Source organism: Oceanicaulis sp. LC35 (assembly GCF_052055585.1).
Lineage (GTDB): Bacteria > Pseudomonadota > Alphaproteobacteria > Caulobacterales > Maricaulaceae > Oceanicaulis.
Window position 1 is genome coordinate 2486789 of sequence record NZ_CP170485.1, and the last position, 15748, is coordinate 2502536.

Annotated in this window: 18 protein-coding genes; 12 read left to right on the forward strand and 6 right to left on the reverse strand. The window is 63.6% G+C overall.

The window, feature by feature from the left end; genetic code table 11:
* Position 1: 1 nt before the first annotated feature.
* Entirely contained in the window at positions 2–1246 is a 1245-nt protein-coding gene (locus ACFELO_RS11870; protein WP_440957974.1) for a hypothetical protein, read from the reverse strand.
* A 204-nt stretch (positions 1247–1450) separates the two neighbouring features.
* Here ACFELO_RS11870 and bfr point away from each other — a divergent pair, with 204 nt between their 5' ends.
* The 4 genes from bfr to ACFELO_RS11890 all read left to right on the forward strand — a co-directional run bounded on the left by bfr (position 1451) and on the right by ACFELO_RS11890 (position 4214).
* Positions 1451–1933, forward strand: a complete 483-nt coding sequence (gene bfr / locus ACFELO_RS11875) for a bacterioferritin (protein WP_440957975.1) — start codon at positions 1451–1453, stop codon at positions 1931–1933.
* A 178-nt stretch (positions 1934–2111) separates the two neighbouring features.
* Positions 2112–2885, forward strand: coding sequence for a ZIP family metal transporter (locus ACFELO_RS11880; protein ID WP_440957976.1), 774 nt, complete (start codon positions 2112–2114; stop codon positions 2883–2885).
* Complete coding sequence (locus ACFELO_RS11885; RefSeq protein WP_440957977.1) at positions 2885–3610, forward strand: ZrgA family zinc uptake protein; 726 nt, start codon at positions 2885–2887, stop codon at positions 3608–3610. The genes ACFELO_RS11880 and ACFELO_RS11885 overlap by 1 nt, the downstream gene beginning before the upstream one ends.
* A 61-nt stretch (positions 3611–3671) precedes the next feature.
* The gene (locus ACFELO_RS11890; RefSeq protein ID WP_440957978.1) at positions 3672–4214 is read left to right on the forward strand and encodes a DUF3299 domain-containing protein; all 543 of its coding nucleotides are present in this window, start codon (positions 3672–3674) and stop codon (positions 4212–4214) included.
* Positions 4215–4427: 213 nt separating this feature from the next.
* Here ACFELO_RS11890 and ACFELO_RS11895 read toward each other — a convergent pair whose 3' ends face one another.
* Together ACFELO_RS11895 and ACFELO_RS11900 are read right to left on the reverse strand one after the other, a co-directional pair.
* Positions 4428–4967, reverse strand: coding sequence for a GNAT family N-acetyltransferase (locus ACFELO_RS11895; RefSeq protein ID WP_440957979.1), 540 nt, complete (start codon positions 4965–4967; stop codon positions 4428–4430).
* Entirely contained in the window at positions 4964–6445 is a 1482-nt protein-coding gene (locus ACFELO_RS11900) for a sodium/proline symporter (RefSeq protein WP_440957980.1), read from the reverse strand. The genes ACFELO_RS11895 and ACFELO_RS11900 overlap by 4 nt, the downstream gene beginning before the upstream one ends.
* A 207-nt stretch (positions 6446–6652) precedes the next feature.
* Between ACFELO_RS11900 and ACFELO_RS11905 the strand changes: the two genes are divergently transcribed.
* Together ACFELO_RS11905 and ACFELO_RS11910 are read left to right on the forward strand one after the other, a co-directional pair.
* Positions 6653–7597 (forward strand): DMT family transporter, encoded by a 945-nt coding sequence (locus ACFELO_RS11905; RefSeq protein ID WP_440957981.1) that lies wholly within the window; start codon positions 6653–6655, stop codon positions 7595–7597.
* A complete protein-coding gene (locus ACFELO_RS11910; protein WP_440957982.1) occupies positions 7594–8730 on the forward strand; it encodes an aromatic ring-hydroxylating oxygenase subunit alpha in 1137 nt (378 codons plus the stop codon). The genes ACFELO_RS11905 and ACFELO_RS11910 overlap by 4 nt, the downstream gene beginning before the upstream one ends.
* 12 nt (positions 8731–8742) lie before the next feature.
* On the opposite strand, the gene ACFELO_RS11915 is transcribed toward ACFELO_RS11910, so the two are convergent.
* Positions 8743–9366: a TetR/AcrR family transcriptional regulator gene (locus ACFELO_RS11915; protein ID WP_440957983.1), complete on the reverse strand. Its 624-nt coding sequence runs from the start codon at positions 9364–9366 to the stop codon at positions 8743–8745.
* 196 nt (positions 9367–9562) lie between these two features.
* Between ACFELO_RS11915 and ACFELO_RS11920 the strand changes: the two genes are divergently transcribed.
* Complete coding sequence (locus ACFELO_RS11920; RefSeq protein ID WP_440957984.1) at positions 9563–9769, forward strand: twin transmembrane helix small protein; 207 nt, start codon at positions 9563–9565, stop codon at positions 9767–9769.
* Here ACFELO_RS11920 and ACFELO_RS11925 read toward each other — a convergent pair.
* Positions 9766–10857, reverse strand: coding sequence for a serine hydrolase domain-containing protein (locus ACFELO_RS11925; RefSeq protein ID WP_440957985.1), 1092 nt, complete (start codon positions 10855–10857; stop codon positions 9766–9768). The two genes, ACFELO_RS11920 and ACFELO_RS11925, sit on opposite strands and share 4 nt — an antisense overlap.
* Positions 10858–11022: 165 nt before the next feature.
* On the opposite strand from ACFELO_RS11925, the gene ACFELO_RS11930 reads away from it, so the two are divergent.
* From ACFELO_RS11930 to ACFELO_RS11945, 4 genes are all read left to right on the forward strand, one after another.
* Positions 11023–11598, forward strand: coding sequence for a cob(I)yrinic acid a,c-diamide adenosyltransferase (locus ACFELO_RS11930; protein ID WP_440957986.1), 576 nt, complete (start codon positions 11023–11025; stop codon positions 11596–11598).
* 150 nt (positions 11599–11748) lie between these two features.
* Positions 11749–12351 (forward strand): YceI family protein, encoded by a 603-nt coding sequence (locus ACFELO_RS11935; protein ID WP_440957987.1) that lies wholly within the window; start codon positions 11749–11751, stop codon positions 12349–12351.
* A gap of 290 nt (positions 12352–12641) precedes the next feature.
* Positions 12642–13391 (forward strand): electron transfer flavoprotein subunit beta/FixA family protein, encoded by a 750-nt coding sequence (locus tag ACFELO_RS11940; protein WP_440957988.1) that lies wholly within the window; start codon positions 12642–12644, stop codon positions 13389–13391.
* Between the two features lies 1 nt (position 13392).
* Positions 13393–14334, forward strand: a complete 942-nt coding sequence (locus tag ACFELO_RS11945) for an electron transfer flavoprotein subunit alpha/FixB family protein (protein ID WP_440957989.1) — start codon at positions 13393–13395, stop codon at positions 14332–14334.
* Between the two features lie 77 nt (positions 14335–14411).
* Here ACFELO_RS11945 and ACFELO_RS11950 read toward each other — a convergent pair whose 3' ends face one another.
* A complete protein-coding gene (locus ACFELO_RS11950) occupies positions 14412–15113 on the reverse strand; it encodes a lysostaphin resistance A-like protein (RefSeq protein ID WP_440957990.1) in 702 nt (233 codons plus the stop codon).
* Between the two features lie 126 nt (positions 15114–15239).
* On the opposite strand from ACFELO_RS11950, the gene ACFELO_RS11955 reads away from it, so the two are divergent.
* A complete protein-coding gene (locus ACFELO_RS11955; protein WP_440957991.1) occupies positions 15240–15743 on the forward strand; it encodes a hypothetical protein in 504 nt (167 codons plus the stop codon).
* Positions 15744–15748 lie beyond the last annotated feature (5 nt).

The following is a 15748-nucleotide window of genomic DNA, read 5'->3' on the forward strand; positions in this document are numbered from 1 at the left end:
GTCATTCCGCCGGCAAGGGGGCTGCTTGACGGTCCAGCCGGTCTTCCCGTTCAGACAGATCCGCCAGTGAAAGCGGCTGCACCAGCGGCAGCTTGCTCAGCATGGGCGCAATGAACGGCCCGCTGAACCAGCGCACGCCCAACTCGCGCAGCACCACAAAGCTCGTCCGCCGCGCTACAGCAGCGGCATAGACATCTGAGCCCATGCGCGCGGACCGCCCGATCAGCTGGGCGAGCTTGTCCTGCAATTCGCCACTGATCGGCGAGCCTCGCGTCAGATCCTTCAGGGCCCCGCCAAAGGCCTGCACCCCGCAGCCCTCATAGCGTTCAATCTCGAAATCGAGTGAGTGGCAATGGACCAGGAACTTGATCTTCAGGGTCCGAAGCGTGCCCGTGATTTCCTGCAGGCGTCCCATGGGGGCTCCATCGGGCGTGCCATCGATGCGGATAGTCACGGCCTTGTGCAGATGTTCGGGCAAGGCCTTGAGCCGGGCGAAATACTCCTGCCGGTCCTGTGGATCGATCAGGGTGCGATAATGAGGCGTCAGACAGACCGCCGCCGCATGCCCCTTGCTCCAGCTGGTCTCCAACGCATCCAGCACCAGCATCTGGACATCAAAGTCGCGCTTGGCGGTGACATGCGCCTCGAAGGGATATTCATGCCGGTGCCCGAAATGCAGCACCCCAGCCACATTGCGCACGGGCAGGCAGAAGGACGAGATCAGGGCCTGACGCGTGACATCATAGACCGGCTCATAGGCCACACGGGTGCGCAGGGTTTCGGGCTGATACCGGGCGTCTTCTTCCCTGACCTTCTCCTCGCCCGCGCGTGATTCCTCCTTCGCGCTCACCCCCTGCGCCGCGAAGAAGGCGGCCAGTTCGGACTGGTCCAGACGCAGGGCGCGGGAGGTCACCTTGAGTTTGCGGAAGACCTCATCGCCCACATAGAAGCGGTTCAGGTCATGGGAAATCCAGGTGGCCTGGGCTTCAGCCACATCGGCGCGATCGGTGGCGAACACCACCAGGAAGCCCTCGTCGCAGCGAAACAGGGCGTCGCTGGCATGCAGGCGATGGGCGATGAACGCCTCGCTGACATCAAAGATTTTCTGCTTGAGCTCGTCCCAGCGATCGCCGGCCACATTCTTGATCAGGTCAAGATTGATGATCTGGAATTGTCCCAGCGCGACACTTTTCGATCCGCGGAGCTGATCGCGAATGGATGCAAGAATCTCGGCAGGCCTCGGCATTCCAGTCCTTCCGTTCCAGACAGCCTGATCTGCGAACGACACCGCCGCAGGCATGAAGCGTGCGCCCGGAAAGTGAAGATTTTCTGAGCCTAGCGGACCCCCTGCAACTCAGTTTCAGGAACGAAGATAGTTGGCCTAAACCCCTTCCCTCACAGGCCAAACGCGTTACCCTCGCGGCGTGGCGACAATCATCTGGAGGCGACCATGAAGGGCGATCCCAAAGTCATCGAGCATCTCAACAAGGCGCTCAAGCTGGAGCTGACGACCGTCAACCAGTACTTCCTTCATGCGCGCATGTTCCGCGACTGGGGCTTCGCCAAGATCGCCAAGGTCGAGTACGAGGAATCCATCGACGAGATGAAGCATGCTGATGCGCTGATCGAGCGCATCCTCTTCCTCGAAGGTCTGCCGAACGTTCAGGATCTGGGCAAGGTGCTGATCGGCGAGACCCTCAAGGAATGCCTTGAGTGCGATCTTGAAGCCGAACGCCGCGCCCATCCGATCTACAAGGAAGCCATCGCCTATTGCGAAGAAGTCGGCGATTACGGCTCCCGTCAGCTCTTTGACGAGATCCTCAAATCCGAGGAAGAGCATATCGATTATCTTGAGACCCAGCTCAGCGTCATCGAGAAGATTGGCGAGGAGCGCTATATGCAAAGCCAGCTCTCGCCCGGCGAAATGAGCTAAGACCTCAACCGCGTCACGACTTTCAAACGCCGCCCTCCGGGGCGGCGTTTTGCATGATGCGCAGTGATGCGCCCTTGCGGGTCCGCAAGGGAGCGGCTATCTGAGTGAAACAATATAACACTCGATCAGGTTTCCCGCTTCCGTGTCTTCCGCCTACCTCCTCACCCTGGGCCTCGGGATGACGGCTGCGCTTGTCTGCGCGGCGGCGCTGGTGCTCGTGCACCGGGCGCGGACCTTCACGCGCGAGAACGCGCCGCTGTTCGCCGCCTTCTCGGGCGGCGTGGTGGTGACGCTGGCGCTGGTGCGCCTGATCCCTGAAGCGCTGGCGCTGCATCCGCATGCCGGCTGGCTGGTTCTGGCGGGCTTCGGGTTTGGCCTGATCCTGCATGTGCTGGTCGGCACGACCATGAAGACCCATGGCGCCGCCAGCCGCTTGCGCGCGCTCGCGCCGGTTCTGGCCATCGCCGTGCACTCCTCGCTCGATGGCACGGTCTACGCCGTCACCGCCGCGATCGATCCCTATACCGCGCTCAGCACCGCGACCGGGCTGATCCTGCATGAAATGCCCGAGACGCTGATCTGCTTCCTGCTCTTGCAGCGCGGCGGCTTCTCGGACCGGTCCGCCACAATCCTCGCCTTTCTGGCGGCAGGCGCCACGACCCTCGTTTCCGCCGTCATCTCCGGCCCGTTCGCGCTGAGTGTTGATCCCAGCGTGCTGGGCGCCCTTTTCGCCATTGTCGCGGGGCTCCTGCTGCAGGTGGGCGCGTCCCACCTTCTGGGCGAGACCGTCGAAGCGGGCTGGCTGCGGGGTCTGAGCGCTGTTTTCGCGGGCGCCGCCGTGGCCGCCGTGATGACGCTCGCCCATGGCGAGGATCATGACCACGCCGCCCATGGACATGGCGGCTCCGACATGCCTGACTTCAGACTGACAGCCCCGCAAGGAGATCAGTAATGCGCCTTGGTATCGCCTGCCTCACCGCCGCCATCCTCACCACCCCGGCCCTCGCACAGGACGGCATGCGCCAGCTGGGCGCCCATGTTCACGGCGCCGCCCAACTGGCGATTGCAGCCGATAGCGATGGGGCGATCCTCGCTGAACTGACCACCCCCGCCTACAATCTCTACGTCTTCGAGCGCGCGCCCGAGACCGCCGAGGAGCATGCCGTGGTGACCGAAGCGGCGCGGACCCTGTCCGGCCCGTCCATGATCGTTCTGTCCAGCGCAGCCGATTGCGCGCTCACCGGCACCCAGGTCGGCGGCGGCAATGTCGCCGCGCCTCATGACCATGAGCACGAGCACGAGCACGAGCACGAGCACGAGCACGAGCACGAGCACGAGGATCACCACGACGCGGGTCATGACCACCAGTCCCATCACGCCCATGACGAGACGGATCATCATCACGAAGCCGCGCACGAGCATCATGACGAGGGGCACGCGCATGGCGAGGGCGAGCATGCCCATGACCATGACGAGCCTGCCGGTCACGGCCATGCCGATGTGGTCGTCAGCTGGACGTTCGAATGCGCCCGCCCGGCGCGCCTGTCCAACGTGGATATCTCGGGCCTGTTTGCGGCTTTCCCGCAATTTGAAACGCTGGAAGTGCAGTACTTTGACGGCGCCCGCGCCGCCGCCCAGGACCTGACCCCGGCGCGTCCCGTGCTGTCGCTCGACTAGGAACTGGAAGTTTTCACGCTGGTAACTTGCGCTTCCGCTTCGGGAAGCGCATTTTGCCGGCATGATGCGCAACACCCTGCTTTCCGCCCTTCTGGCCTTTACCGCGCTGACCGGCGCGGAGGTCTTCGCCGCTGACCGCGCCGAGGCGCAGTCGACCCAAGAATTCCTGGACCTGTCCTGGGCCGATCTTCTGCCCGAAGGCGAAGCCGAACGCATCGCCCAGCTGCAACAGATGCAGGCCATACAGAACGGCATGGACCATTTCGGCGCCGAACGGATGCCCCAGGTCCAGACCTTCAACACCGTTGACGCCCTCGACGGTCAGGTGGTGCGCATGGGCGGCTATGTGCTGCCGTTCGACTTTACCGGCTCACGCGAGATCAGCCGCTTCCTGCTGGTGCCCTATGTGGGCGCCTGCATCCACGTGCCGCCGCCCCCGCCCAACCAGCTGGTCTATGTCCACGCTGAAGAGCCCATCCAGATCCAGGGCCTGTGGGATCCGGTCTATGTCAAAGGCGTGATGCATACCGACCGCCATGACAATGAGCTGGGCGACACCGCCTACACGCTCGAACTGACGGAAATCATGCCCTACGAGAGCTAGGGCCGACAGTTCACGTCTGCGTGTGTCTCATTTTCGGCGCCAGATCGCTCGGTTGCCGCCACACCGCTTCGCAAAGGTGTAACAGCTGAACTGCACGCTCCTTGCGTGTACCAGCTCGGGGCTCGCCCTGTGTGTACCAGCGCGGCACAGTATCGTCAGAGGGGGGCGATCCAGGCCTGCGCGACCGCGAGGCGAGTCCCACCCTGCCCTTGTTCACCCTGCGCGGCGCTCACGCCAGAACAGGGTGACCGCTTTCCCTGAAAAATCAGCCGGTTCCGACCTGTCAAAGCCCAGCTTCTGCGCCACGCGGATCGAGGCGTGATTGTCCGGATTGATGATCGCGCAGGTCTTCCGGGCGCTCAGCGTTTCATCCGCCCAGTCCATCACCGCGCGCATGGCTTCGGTCGCATAGCCCTTGCCGTGGCAATCGGGCGAGAAGACATAGCCCGCCTCTGGCACGCCCTCGATGGAGGGGGACATGTCGCGCTTGAAATCGGCCAGCCCCGCCTGGCCGACAAAACGGCCTGTGTCGCGTTCCTGCACGGTCCAGTAGCCATAGCCCAACAGCGCCCAGAGCCCCGGAAAGCGGATCAGCCGCGCCCAGCTATCGCTGCGGCTCGACGGCGCCCCCGAGATATGGCGCACCACCCTTTCATCTGACCACAGCGTCACACTGGGCTCGAAATCCTCAAGCCGGGTCTCGCGCAGGATCAGACGATCCGTGGTCAGGGTGGGACAGGAGCGGCCGCTCATGAAACGTCACTCCGGGACTGTCTAAAGCCGAACAACACGGCCAGCGGAACCAGCCAGGGGAAGATGCGCTCGAACGGATCGCCCGCAACTCCGGCCAGGCTGGACAGCAGCGCCGGCAATCCGCCCATCGCCTGACCATCCACCTGTCCGAAGACATAGAACACCACCGTCATCGTGAAGCCGGCAAGAATGGCGACCAGAATGGCGAGGCCGCGCGGCTCCACCCCGCACACCCGGGCGAAGATGATGGGGCCAAACGCGGCGCCCAGCGCCGACCAGGAGAACAGGACCCGGTCAAAGATCGAAGCGGGCAGGCTGAGGGTCAGCGTCACCGCCACCACGCACAGGGCGGCCATGGTCAGGCGGCTGACCATCATTTCCCGCCCGGCGAACCGCTTGTCGAGGCCCAGATCGTTCACTGCTGCAGCCGAGGCCGCGATCAGCAGGGAGTCCACCGTGCTCATGACCGCCGACAGCACGGCGGCGATAACGATACCGGCCAGAATGGCGGGCAGGACGCGATCGGCGATGTCGTACATCAACGCCTCGCCATTGGGCGCATCCATGATCAGGGCGCGCCCTGACAGGGCCAGCACCGCCATGCCCACATGCACGATCACGCCCCAGCCAATCGCAATGGTGAAGCCGCGATAGCGCGCGGTGTCGTCCCGGACCGCCATGAGACGCGCCAGAAGGTGCGGCTGGCCCAGCGCCCCCAGACCGATCGAGGCGATACCGAAAGCGAACCCCAGAAAGGCGAACAGGCCGCGCCCGCCCATCGGATCCAGATAGGCGGAAGGCATGGTGGCGGAGAGCACTTCAATCACGCCGCCGACCCCGCCTGCGCTGGTCAACGCCATGATGGGCAGGATGATGGAGATCAGCGCCATCACGCCCGCCTGCAGCGTGTCAGTCAGCGACACCGCCCAGAACCCGCCCATCAAGGCGTAGATCAGGATGACCCAGGCGCCCAGCAGCACGCCTTCCCAATGGCTGAGATTGAACTGGCTTTCAAAGGCCACCGCCGCCGCGCCGAACTGGGCGGCGATGTAGACCATGAAGGTGAACAGGACGAGCACGCCCGCAACCGCCCGCACCCAGCCCTTCCAGCGCCCGGCGCGAGCCGCAATGAAATCACTGGAGGTGATATGGCCTTCATCCGCGGATTCCGCGCGCAGACGCGGCCCGAAGAACAGCCAGATCACGGCATAGGCGCCCAGAATCCCCGGCACCATCCAGAGGGCGGACACCCCCTGATCATAGACAAAACCGGTATAGCCCAGCAGCACCCAGGCCGAAGAGGTGGAGGCGGCGTAGGACAGGCCCGCCACCCATGGCCCCATGTTACGCCCGCCCAGAAAAAAGTCGGTCTCGTCACGCGTGAACCGCGCCGCCAATATCCCGATCAGGATCAGGCCGAGCTTGTAAGCGATAAGCGTGATCAGCACGATACCGGCGGTTGCGCCCAAATCGTCCATTCTCTCTCCCCATGTCTGGGCAAGAGCGTAAGCAAAATCAGCGATCAAGGGCAAAGTCTTTTCCCGAATTTTCCGACAAGACCGGCCAGAAGATGTCAGAGGCTGCAAAAGAGGGACGACAGACCTTCAATCAGGCTGGACAAGCTTGGTTACCGATCTGCAAATGACCCGCTTCACCCCGTTCTGACGGCTTCCAAGGCGACGCTCATGACCGCACCCTCCTCGCCTCAGCCGCCCATACCCGGCGTCGCCGTTCTGGCGGTCAGCGCGGTCGTGCTGGGCTTTGCGTCCATTCTGGTCAAAGCCTCGGATCTGGGCCCGCAAGCCATCGCATTCTGGCGCTTGTCCCTGGGCCTGCCGCTGCTGTCCCTCGCCCTTGTGCACGGACTGATGAAGCACCGTCGCGAAGGCCGTCCCTTCATCCTGCGACCGCCGGGCTGGAAAGCCCTGGCGCTGGCGGGCGTGTTCTTCGCAGGCGATCTCGCCTTCTGGCATGCCGGCATCAAGATCACGACCGCCGCAAACGCCACCCTGCTCGCCAATCTGACGCCGATCCTCGTCGCCATCGCGGCCTGGTTCCTGTTCCAGGAGCGCCCCACACGCGGCATGGTGCTGGCGGGCGCGCTGGCCATTCTGGGCGCGATCTGTCTGGCGGCGGGCAATGTGCGCTTTGCGCCCGAGCGGGTCAGCGGCGACATCCTCTCCGCCCTCACCGCCGTCTGGTACACCGGCTATCTGTTGAGCATCCGCGCCGCGCGGCGCGCCGGCGCGGCGACCGTCGAGGTGATGTTCTGGTCCGCCTTTGTCGGGGCGCCCATCGCGCTGCTGATCGCTCTGGGTTTCAATGAACCCTTGCTGCCGCCCGAACCCGCGGGCTGGCTGCCCTTGCTGGCGCTGGCGCTGATCGTCCATGTGGGAGGACAGGGCGGGGTCGCCTACGGGCTGGGCCACACCCCGGCCGCCCTCGCCACGCTGATCATTCTGATCCAGCCTGTCGTATCTGCGCTGGTGGGCTGGATGATGTTCGGCGAAGCCTTCACACCGCTGCAATGGATCGGCGCCGCCTTCGTCCTGATAGGCGTTTACGCCGCACAGCGGGCGGGCGTTCAAGTCTCGACCCCGGGCGCGGGGGCGGCTAAACCCGATCCATGACCGATACGACCTCTTCCGCCTCCGCCCCGACGCCCGCCGCGAAACCTGGCGACGACCCGTTCCGCGCGCTCGGCGGCCCGCTGATCCGTGACATCTGGTATGTGGCGATGACCGCGGACGAGCTGAAATCAGGCAAGCTTTACAAGAAGAAGTTCCTGGGCGAGCCGATCGTGATGGGGCGGGACGGCAAGGGCGCGCCTTTCGCGCTGCGAGATGTGTGCCCCCACCGGGCCGTGCCCCTGTCCGCCGGTCAGATGCTGGACGAACCCGATGGCGGCAAGACCGTGGAATGCCCCTATCATGGCTGGCGCTTCCGCACCGATGGCGGCTGCGCGCACATCCCCTCGCTCGTAAAGGATCAACCCTTTGATCTTGAGAAGATCCGGGTGCGCAAATACGCCCTGGCCGAGCAGGACGGACTGATCTGGATCTACATGCCCACCGACCCTGCGGGCGAGCCCGACAGCACGCCGCCTCGCTTTGAGAACATGGTGCTGCTCAAGGGCCAGACCGAAGCGAAGGTGAAATATGTCCAGCGCGCGGAGCTCGCCTGCCATCAGGATCATGCGGTCATCGGGCTGCTCGATCCCGCCCATACGCCCTTCGTACACAAGAGCCCGCTCTGGCGCAGTTCGAAAACCCTGAAGGAAAAAGAGAAGCATTACGCGCCCAGCGAGATGGGCTTCACCATGCTGTCTCACAAGCCGGTCAACTCCTACATCTACAACATTATCGGCGGTGAGATTCGGGTCGAGATCCAGTTCCTCCTGCCCGGCCTGCGCGCGGAATCCATCCGCAACGAGAAATACGGCTTCCTTGGTCTCGCGGCGATCACGCCCATTGACGAGAATTTGTGTGAAATCCGTGAGATCATGTATTGGGATGTGCCGATCCTGAACCTGATCAAGCTGATCGCGCGTCCCTTCACCCACACCTTCCTGGAGCAGGATGCCCGCATCATGAAGCTGCAGGGCGAAGGCCTGTCCTACAATCCGCCGCTCATGCAGATCCCGGACGCGGATACGCTGATGGTCTGGTACCGGCGGCTCAAGCGCGAATGGATGACGGCGAAAGCTGAAGGCCGGGACTTCAAGAACCCGGTCAAACCCGCCGTCCTGCGCTGGCGCACCTAAGGCCGCTGGCGCCTAGCGCGCCAGCATGCCTTCGATGACAACGCGAACGCGCGCTTCGAGGGAGACGATATTGCGCTCCTCGAACTCGTTGCGACGCGAAGCGCGCATGGCGCCGAGGAACTGGTCGCTCAGGACCGCGATCATCGTGTCCGCATCCAGATCCTGACGCAGCTCACCATCGGCGATGCCGGCTTCCAGCACACGCCGGATCGGACGCCAGGCCAGCTCCATCTGGTCGAACGCCGCCTGATAGGTGGGGTCGGCGACCATCCAGCTATGACCGACAGCGGCGGCGAACAGCTCGCTATTGCGCGACTGACCTTCCAGCATGATCTGAAGAAGCGCGATGATACGGTCAGCGAGATTGCCCGAGAGCGCCGCTTCCATCTGTTCGACAGATTCCGCGATCATCTCGACTTCATTGCTGAGAATTGCCATCAACAGCGCGGCCTTGGACGGCTCGGCGTTGAGTACGGTTCCGGGGGACACCCCGGCCTCATCGGCGATCGCCTTGATGGTCGCGCCCTCATACCCCTGAGAGAGAAACACCTTCTCGGCGGCTTCAAGGACGGCGGCTTTGGTCGCTTCACGCCGCATATCACGGCGGGTCACGCGCCCCCCGGCTAGATCACGCATGTCTCAAGTCCTGAATTGAATGCACTCAGCGATTCGCGCACTATGGAGTCTTTCCTCCAGGATGAACAGGCGCTCCGGTCATTTTGCTCGCAGAGCGCGAACAAACATTCCCCAAACGCAGAAGTAGAAACTTTTTCAAGTTCTCAAACCGGCACGCAGCATTGCCAGAATTTCCGTTCCATCCTACATCACCGCCATGATCACGCTTGTCGACATCCTGCTCTACATCCTGCTCGCCGTTGTCTTCGTCGTCCTGTGTCTGGGCGTCTTCGCCCTGTTCAAGGGCGGGGATTTCGGCCGCTCCTGGTCCAACAAGCTGATGCGGGCGCGTGTTGTGATCCAGTTCGCGGCCATTCTCGTGCTGGTCGCCGGCTTCTGGCTGAAGAGCCACTTCGCCGCCTAGGGCGTCTCCGCTTCGATCATGGCCTCCAGCGAACGTCCCAGAACCGGGGCGACGTCATTGATGCGACCGTCATTGACTACAGCGGCGGCGGCGACCCCGCTGACCGGGTCGATACGGGCGCGGATCATCCACATCGTGTTCGAACCTGAATGGCCCAGCGCGCCTTGCGGCGTGACGCCCCAGCCCATGGCGTAGGCTTCCTCGCCCACCGGCTCATGCAAAACGGCCCAGCTTTCAGCACTCAGATAGGGGCCGTCCTGTGCGTGAAGGTGCGCCTCGAGAAAATCGAGCACGTCATCAAGGGTCATGTGCGCCCGGCCGGCAGAGTTCAGCACGGCGGGATTATCCGCCCGCTCATTCGGCTCACGCGCGCTCAACCCGCCAAACAGGCCCGGCGCATGACCACGCGGCTGGTCATTCGCGCCGACCACGCCCGGCGGGCCCCAACCGGCGCTGTCCATGCCCAGCGGCGAGAATACTTCGTCCTGCATCAGCGCCTCATAGGGGCGGTCCGCCGCCTGCTCCAGCATCAGCGCCGCAATCACATAACCCGCGTTGGAATAGACAAACTCTCCACGCGCCACGGCAGGCTCCTGGTTCAGGATGATCTCCGCAAAGCGCACCCGGTCCGCCTGCAGATCCCGGCTCTCATCGGTTCCGAGGAAGTGGATGGTCGACAACCGCCCCAGATTGGCCGGCAAGCCCGAGCGATGATGCAGAAGGTCCGCCAGGGTAACGGACGCGAAGACCGGGCTCATCTCGATCCCGCTCAGCCCGTCCGCCAGCGTCGTGTCCCAGTCGATCAGCCCCGCCTCGACCAGGCGAGCGGCCAGCGTCGCGGTCATCGCCTTGGTGTTCGAACCCTGATGCCACAGATCATCTGTCAGTACAGGCGCATCAAGGCCCGCGGAGCGCACGCCCGCAACGGCAACGCCCCGATCCCCCGAGCGGGTCACGCGAGCAACGCCAGCGGCGGGCGAGCCGCTCTGCGCCAACAGCGCGTCGGCTTCAGACTGAAGGCTCTGTTGCGCCTGAACCGGCGCTGCAGACAACACGGCCAGGGCCATAACGCTTATCAAGACTTTCATGGTCGCGCTCCCAAATGTTACGCAAAGGTGACTTTCCCCTAGCCATGCCAGCTGGAAACCACCCCGTCAAGAGTAACCTTTGGGTGACATCGCGTTTTCAGGTCCGGCCATTGCCCCGCCCCCTTGCGCCCGATAGCTTGCCCTCACACTCAGGGGAGCCCCGCCATGGTCCGTCTCACGAAAATCTACACGCGCACCGGCGACAAGGGCCGCACCCGGCTTGGCGATATGAGCGAAACCGACAAGTTCGATCTGCGGGTCGAGGCCTATGGCGCAGTGGATGAGCTGAATGCCGCGCTCGGGCTTGCCGCTGTGGAAGCGGGCGAAGATCACCCTCTCACGGCCGAGCTGACCCGCATCCAGAACGATCTGTTTGATCTGGGCGCGGATCTGTGTGTCCCCGACACCGGCGAGAAACTCGACTGGGAGCCCTTGCGCATGACGCCAGGTCAGACGGACTGGCTGGAGACGCGCATTGATGCGCATAACGAGACGCTGGACCCGCTCGACAGCTTCATCCTGCCCGGCGGGTCCGAGCTGTCCGCACGCCTGCATCTGGCGCGCACCATTGCGCGGCGCGCCGAGCGCCGCACCGTCGAGCTGGCGGCGCGAGGCGATGTGGTGGGCGCGCCCGTGATCACCTATCTCAACCGGGTGTCGGATTATCTCTTCGTTGTAGCGCGCATCGCCAATGAGAACGGCGCACGCGATGTGAAATGGGCACCGGGCGCAAACCGCTGAGACGCTCGCTCACGCAGGCGTGAAGCCTTTCCATTCCGGAAACAACGAAATTCGCGCGCGATGGGTAGCGAAGACGGGGCGCCTCTCCCTATGTATCGGCGTGCGGCTTGAGGCCGCAGTCTGCCGTTCAATCTATAGGGACAGAGCACAATGAAGACCGCTTACGCCGCCGCCTCGCTGGCCGCCTTCCTGGGCGCCGCCACCCTCGCCCCGACGGCTTTCGCCGATCCGGCCGAATACCAGTTCGACAAGACCCACACCGCCATTCGCGCGACATGGACCCATTTGGGCTTCTCCCATCAGGCCATCCAGTTCACCGATTTCGACGGCGTTCTGATGCTCGACTTCGAAGAGCCGGAAAACTCCACCGTCGACGTCACCTTCAACCTGGAAGACGGCTTCTGGGTCGGCGCTGGCCAGGACCGTTTCGTGGGCCATCTGAGCTCGCCGGACCTGTTCAACATTGCCGAGTACCCGACCGCTCGTTTCGTGGCGACCGGCTTTGAGACCGAAGATGGCGAAACCGGCCAGATGACCGGCGACCTGACCCTGCTGGGCCAGACCCATCCGGTGACGCTTGACGTGACGCTGAACCAGCACGCGCCCAACCCGATGTCGCAAACCCCGACCGCCGGCTTCACCGCCACCGGCGAGATCCTGCGCTCGCAATGGGGTCTGGGCTATGCCGCGCCGGCCGTGTCTGACGAAGTGCGCATCGAGATCAATACCGAGCTGACCCTCGTCAGCGAGTAACGACACTCTGCAGCGCACCTGCACATGAAGTCGTGATCAACGGCCGGTCCTGGATACAGGAACCGGCCGTTTTCATGTGCGTTTACTGGTCCTGATGTGATCAGTGTTCACCCCCGCGCTGCTGCGCCGCAGCGTCTTGTCCGGACCTTCAGGCATGCCGCGTTGACTTATGGGGGTGGCAAGGGCAGTTTCCGCCCCTAAGTTCAAGCCTGACCATAGTCGGTGCGAGTTTCGAGGGCGCCAGCTCTATCGCACCGAAGAGTTCCAACGAGTAGCAACCGGAGCCGTTGATGAAGATCCTCGTCCCCGTCAAACGGGTGGTCGACTATAACGTGAAGGTCCGCGTCAAACCGGATCAGACCGGCGTCGACCTGGCCAACGTCAAGATGAGCATGAACCCCTTCTGCGAGATCGCTGTCGAAGAAGCAATCCGCCTGAAGGAAAAAGGCATTGCCGAAGAGATCATCGTGGTCTCCATCGGCCCGGCCCAGGCTCAGGAAACCATCCGCACCGCCCTCGCCATGGGCGCGGATCGCGGCATTCACGTCACCACGGATGAAACGGTCGAACCGCTCGCGGTCGCCAAGATCCTCAAGGGCGTGGTTGAAGCGGAATCTCCCGAGCTGGTGCTGCTGGGCAAGCAGGCCATCGACGACGATTCCAACGCGACGGGCCAGATGCTCGCCGCCCTGATGGGCTGGCCGCAAGCCACCTTCGCGTCCGAAGTCGAGAAAACCGACACCGGCTTCAAGGTGACCCGCGAGATCGACGGCGGTCTTCAGACCCTCGCCATCCCGTCTCCGGCCATCATCACCACCGACCTGCGCCTGAACGAGCCGCGCTACGCGTCTCTGCCGAACATCATGAAGGCCAAGCGCAAGCCGATCGACGCCAAGACCGCTGACGATTACGGCGTGGACATCAGCCCGCGTCTGGAAGTGGTCAAGGTCTCCGAGCCGCCGAAACGCGAAGCCGGCGTCAAGGTCGAGACCGTGGCCGAGCTGGTCGACAAGCTGAAGAACGAAGCGGGGGTGATCTAAGATGACTGTTCTCGTTATTGCTGAACACGACAACGCGGAACTGAACGACGCCACCCGCGCCGCCGTGACCGCCGCCTCCAAGATCGGCGGCGACATTCACGTGCTGGTCGCTGGCAAGGGCGCAGGCGCTGTGGCGGAAGCCGCCGCCAAGCTCGACGGCGTGTCCAAGGTTCTGCATGCCGATTCTGACACGCTCGAGAAGAAGCTGGCTGAAGCCATGGAAGCCCTCGTGGTTTCCATCGCGGGTGATTACGACGCCATTCTCTCCCCGGCCACGACCGTGGGTAAGAACTTCATGCCGCGCGTCGCCGCCAAGCTCGACGTCATGCTGATCTCCGACATCACGGCTGTTGAAAGCGCGGACACCTTCGTGCGCCCGATCTATGCGGGCAACGCGATGCTGACCGTCAAATCCAACGACGCCAAGAAAGTCATCACCGTGCGTCCGACCACCTTCGAGAAGGCGGGCGATGGCGGTTCGGCCTCTGTGGACAGCATCGACGCTCCGGCGCCGTCTGCAAACTCCCAGTTCGTCTCCGAAGAGCTGTCCAAATCGGACCGTCCGGAACTGACCCAGGCCAAGATCGTCATCTCCGGCGGCCGCGGCATGGGCAATGGCGAGAACTTCGCCATCCTCGAAAAGGTCGCTGACAAGCTCAACGCCGCCGTCGGCGCCTCGCGCGCGGCTGTGGATGCGGGCTTTGTGCCGAACGACTATCAGGTCGGCCAGACCGGCAAGGTGGTCGCCCCGGAACTGTACATCGCCGTCGGCATTTCCGGCGCGATCCAGCACCTGGCGGGCATGAAGGACTCCAAGGTCATCGTCGCAATCAACAAGGACGAGGAAGCCCCGATCTTCTCCGTCGCTGATTACGGCCTCGTCGCCGACCTGTTCCAGGCCGTGCCGGCGTTCGAAGAAGAGCTCGGCAAAGCGGGCTACTAAGCTCCTTCGTCAGCGCTAAGGAAAAACCCCGGAAGCCATGCTTCCGGGGTTTTTTTGTGGTGTCTGTCCGCTGCGCCCTACCCGGCCGAAGCGGCGACCATGCTCACCGTGTTGATCAGCCCGTGCGCGAGGACGACCGGCAGGAGATTGCGTTTTCCGAACAGGAACAGCACTCCCATCAGAAAGCCCACAATGCCCGTGACCACGAGGCCATAGAGCCCCTGGGACGGCATGTGCATCACACCGAAGGCCAGGGCGATGAGCAGGCTGGCCGCGACCCCAGCCCGGCGGGTATCACCCAGCGCCCGCATCAGCGTGTTCATCAGGAAACCGCGAAACAGCAGTTCTTCGCCAAACGCGGCGTTGATCCACATCACCGCCAGCGACAACGCCAGGCTGAGCCGGGCATTCGGCCCGTCCACCAGAAGCGTGGACGCGCCCTCGGGCGGGCTGATCAGCCCGGCGGCGCTCAGCAGGGACACGGGCAGCGCCACGCCGGCCAGGATCAGCGCCCCGCCCACAAGGCCGGTCAGCCCGCCCTTGAGGATCGAGCGCGGACGCGTCAGCCCCAGACTGTCCAGCGAACCGTCGCGCTTGCACACATATACCATCACCCCGAGCGACAGGACCAGCGAGGCCCAGACGCTCCAGGAGATGGTGTACCCGCCAATGGCGGCATGGCCGAGGGTGAATTTGAGGGCGTAACCCACAAGGAAGTAGCCGCCGATTACGGCGACGATGCCCAGAGCCGCTTCACGCAGCTGAACCTGACCGTTCATGTCTGATCTCGTTTTTCTGTTCGACACAACCAACCGGCTGTGCGAGCTTGCCTCGCATCTCTTTGCCGGATAGCGATTTCTTTAAATCGCATTTAAATTTATGTCAATCGGAGTTGGATTTCCAGCATGACTCGGTCACGTCTTTTGCAAGCGGGCATCCTGCTTTGGGCTGCACTCGTCCTGCTCGCGCATCTGTCGTACTGGCTGGGCGCGGCGCTCAATCTCGACAGCAGCTGGTTCCAGGTCGTTTACGGCCTGGGCGCGTCTGGCCCGCAGCCGGGGCTGAGCGATTTCATCCTGACAAGCCTGAGCGTTGCAGCCCTGCTGGCCGTGCTCTGGTTGTTGCGTGGCGCGGTTCGCGCCCTCGACACAGCGCAGGACCAACCCGGCGCCGTGATCACCGCCATAACCCGGCTGGCCTTGGGGCTAGTGGTCTATGCGGGGCTGAGTGTGATCGGAGACATCCTGCTCACAAGTCTCGCCAACTGGCGCGCGGGCGCGCCCGGCATTGCGCTTGTGCTGGACATGAGGTCCCTGACGTTTCTGGGGATCAGCCTTGTGCTCTTCCTGGTCTGTCGCGAACTCAGACGCGGGCAGGACGCCCTGTCTGAAAACCAGCAGTTTCTGTGATCACC

What these genes read in the sequence shown, in the direction of transcription:
- ACFELO_RS11870 (WP_440957974.1), bottom strand. Translation starts at nt 1,246, where the DNA reads ATGCCGAGGCCTGCCGAGATTCTTGCATCCATTCGCGATCAGCTCCGC.
- bfr (WP_440957975.1), top strand. Translation starts at nt 1,451, where the DNA reads ATGAAGGGCGATCCCAAAGTCATCGAGCATCTCAACAAGGCGCTCAAG.
- ACFELO_RS11880 (WP_440957976.1), top strand. Translation starts at nt 2,112, where the DNA reads ATGACGGCTGCGCTTGTCTGCGCGGCGGCGCTGGTGCTCGTGCACCGG.
- ACFELO_RS11885 (WP_440957977.1), top strand. Translation starts at nt 2,885, where the DNA reads ATGCGCCTTGGTATCGCCTGCCTCACCGCCGCCATCCTCACCACCCCG.
- ACFELO_RS11890 (WP_440957978.1), top strand. Translation starts at nt 3,672, where the DNA reads ATGATGCGCAACACCCTGCTTTCCGCCCTTCTGGCCTTTACCGCGCTG.
- ACFELO_RS11895 (WP_440957979.1), bottom strand. Translation starts at nt 4,967, where the DNA reads ATGAGCGGCCGCTCCTGTCCCACCCTGACCACGGATCGTCTGATCCTG.
- ACFELO_RS11900 (WP_440957980.1), bottom strand. Translation starts at nt 6,445, where the DNA reads ATGGACGATTTGGGCGCAACCGCCGGTATCGTGCTGATCACGCTTATC.
- ACFELO_RS11905 (WP_440957981.1), top strand. Translation starts at nt 6,653, where the DNA reads ATGACCGCACCCTCCTCGCCTCAGCCGCCCATACCCGGCGTCGCCGTT.
- ACFELO_RS11910 (WP_440957982.1), top strand. Translation starts at nt 7,594, where the DNA reads ATGACCGATACGACCTCTTCCGCCTCCGCCCCGACGCCCGCCGCGAAA.
- ACFELO_RS11915 (WP_440957983.1), bottom strand. Translation starts at nt 9,366, where the DNA reads ATGCGTGATCTAGCCGGGGGGCGCGTGACCCGCCGTGATATGCGGCGT.
- ACFELO_RS11920 (WP_440957984.1), top strand. Translation starts at nt 9,563, where the DNA reads ATGATCACGCTTGTCGACATCCTGCTCTACATCCTGCTCGCCGTTGTC.
- ACFELO_RS11925 (WP_440957985.1), bottom strand. Translation starts at nt 10,857, where the DNA reads ATGAAAGTCTTGATAAGCGTTATGGCCCTGGCCGTGTTGTCTGCAGCG.
- ACFELO_RS11930 (WP_440957986.1), top strand. Translation starts at nt 11,023, where the DNA reads ATGGTCCGTCTCACGAAAATCTACACGCGCACCGGCGACAAGGGCCGC.
- ACFELO_RS11935 (WP_440957987.1), top strand. Translation starts at nt 11,749, where the DNA reads ATGAAGACCGCTTACGCCGCCGCCTCGCTGGCCGCCTTCCTGGGCGCC.
- ACFELO_RS11940 (WP_440957988.1), top strand. Translation starts at nt 12,642, where the DNA reads ATGAAGATCCTCGTCCCCGTCAAACGGGTGGTCGACTATAACGTGAAG.
- ACFELO_RS11945 (WP_440957989.1), top strand. Translation starts at nt 13,393, where the DNA reads ATGACTGTTCTCGTTATTGCTGAACACGACAACGCGGAACTGAACGAC.
- ACFELO_RS11950 (WP_440957990.1), bottom strand. Translation starts at nt 15,113, where the DNA reads ATGAACGGTCAGGTTCAGCTGCGTGAAGCGGCTCTGGGCATCGTCGCC.
- ACFELO_RS11955 (WP_440957991.1), top strand. Translation starts at nt 15,240, where the DNA reads ATGACTCGGTCACGTCTTTTGCAAGCGGGCATCCTGCTTTGGGCTGCA.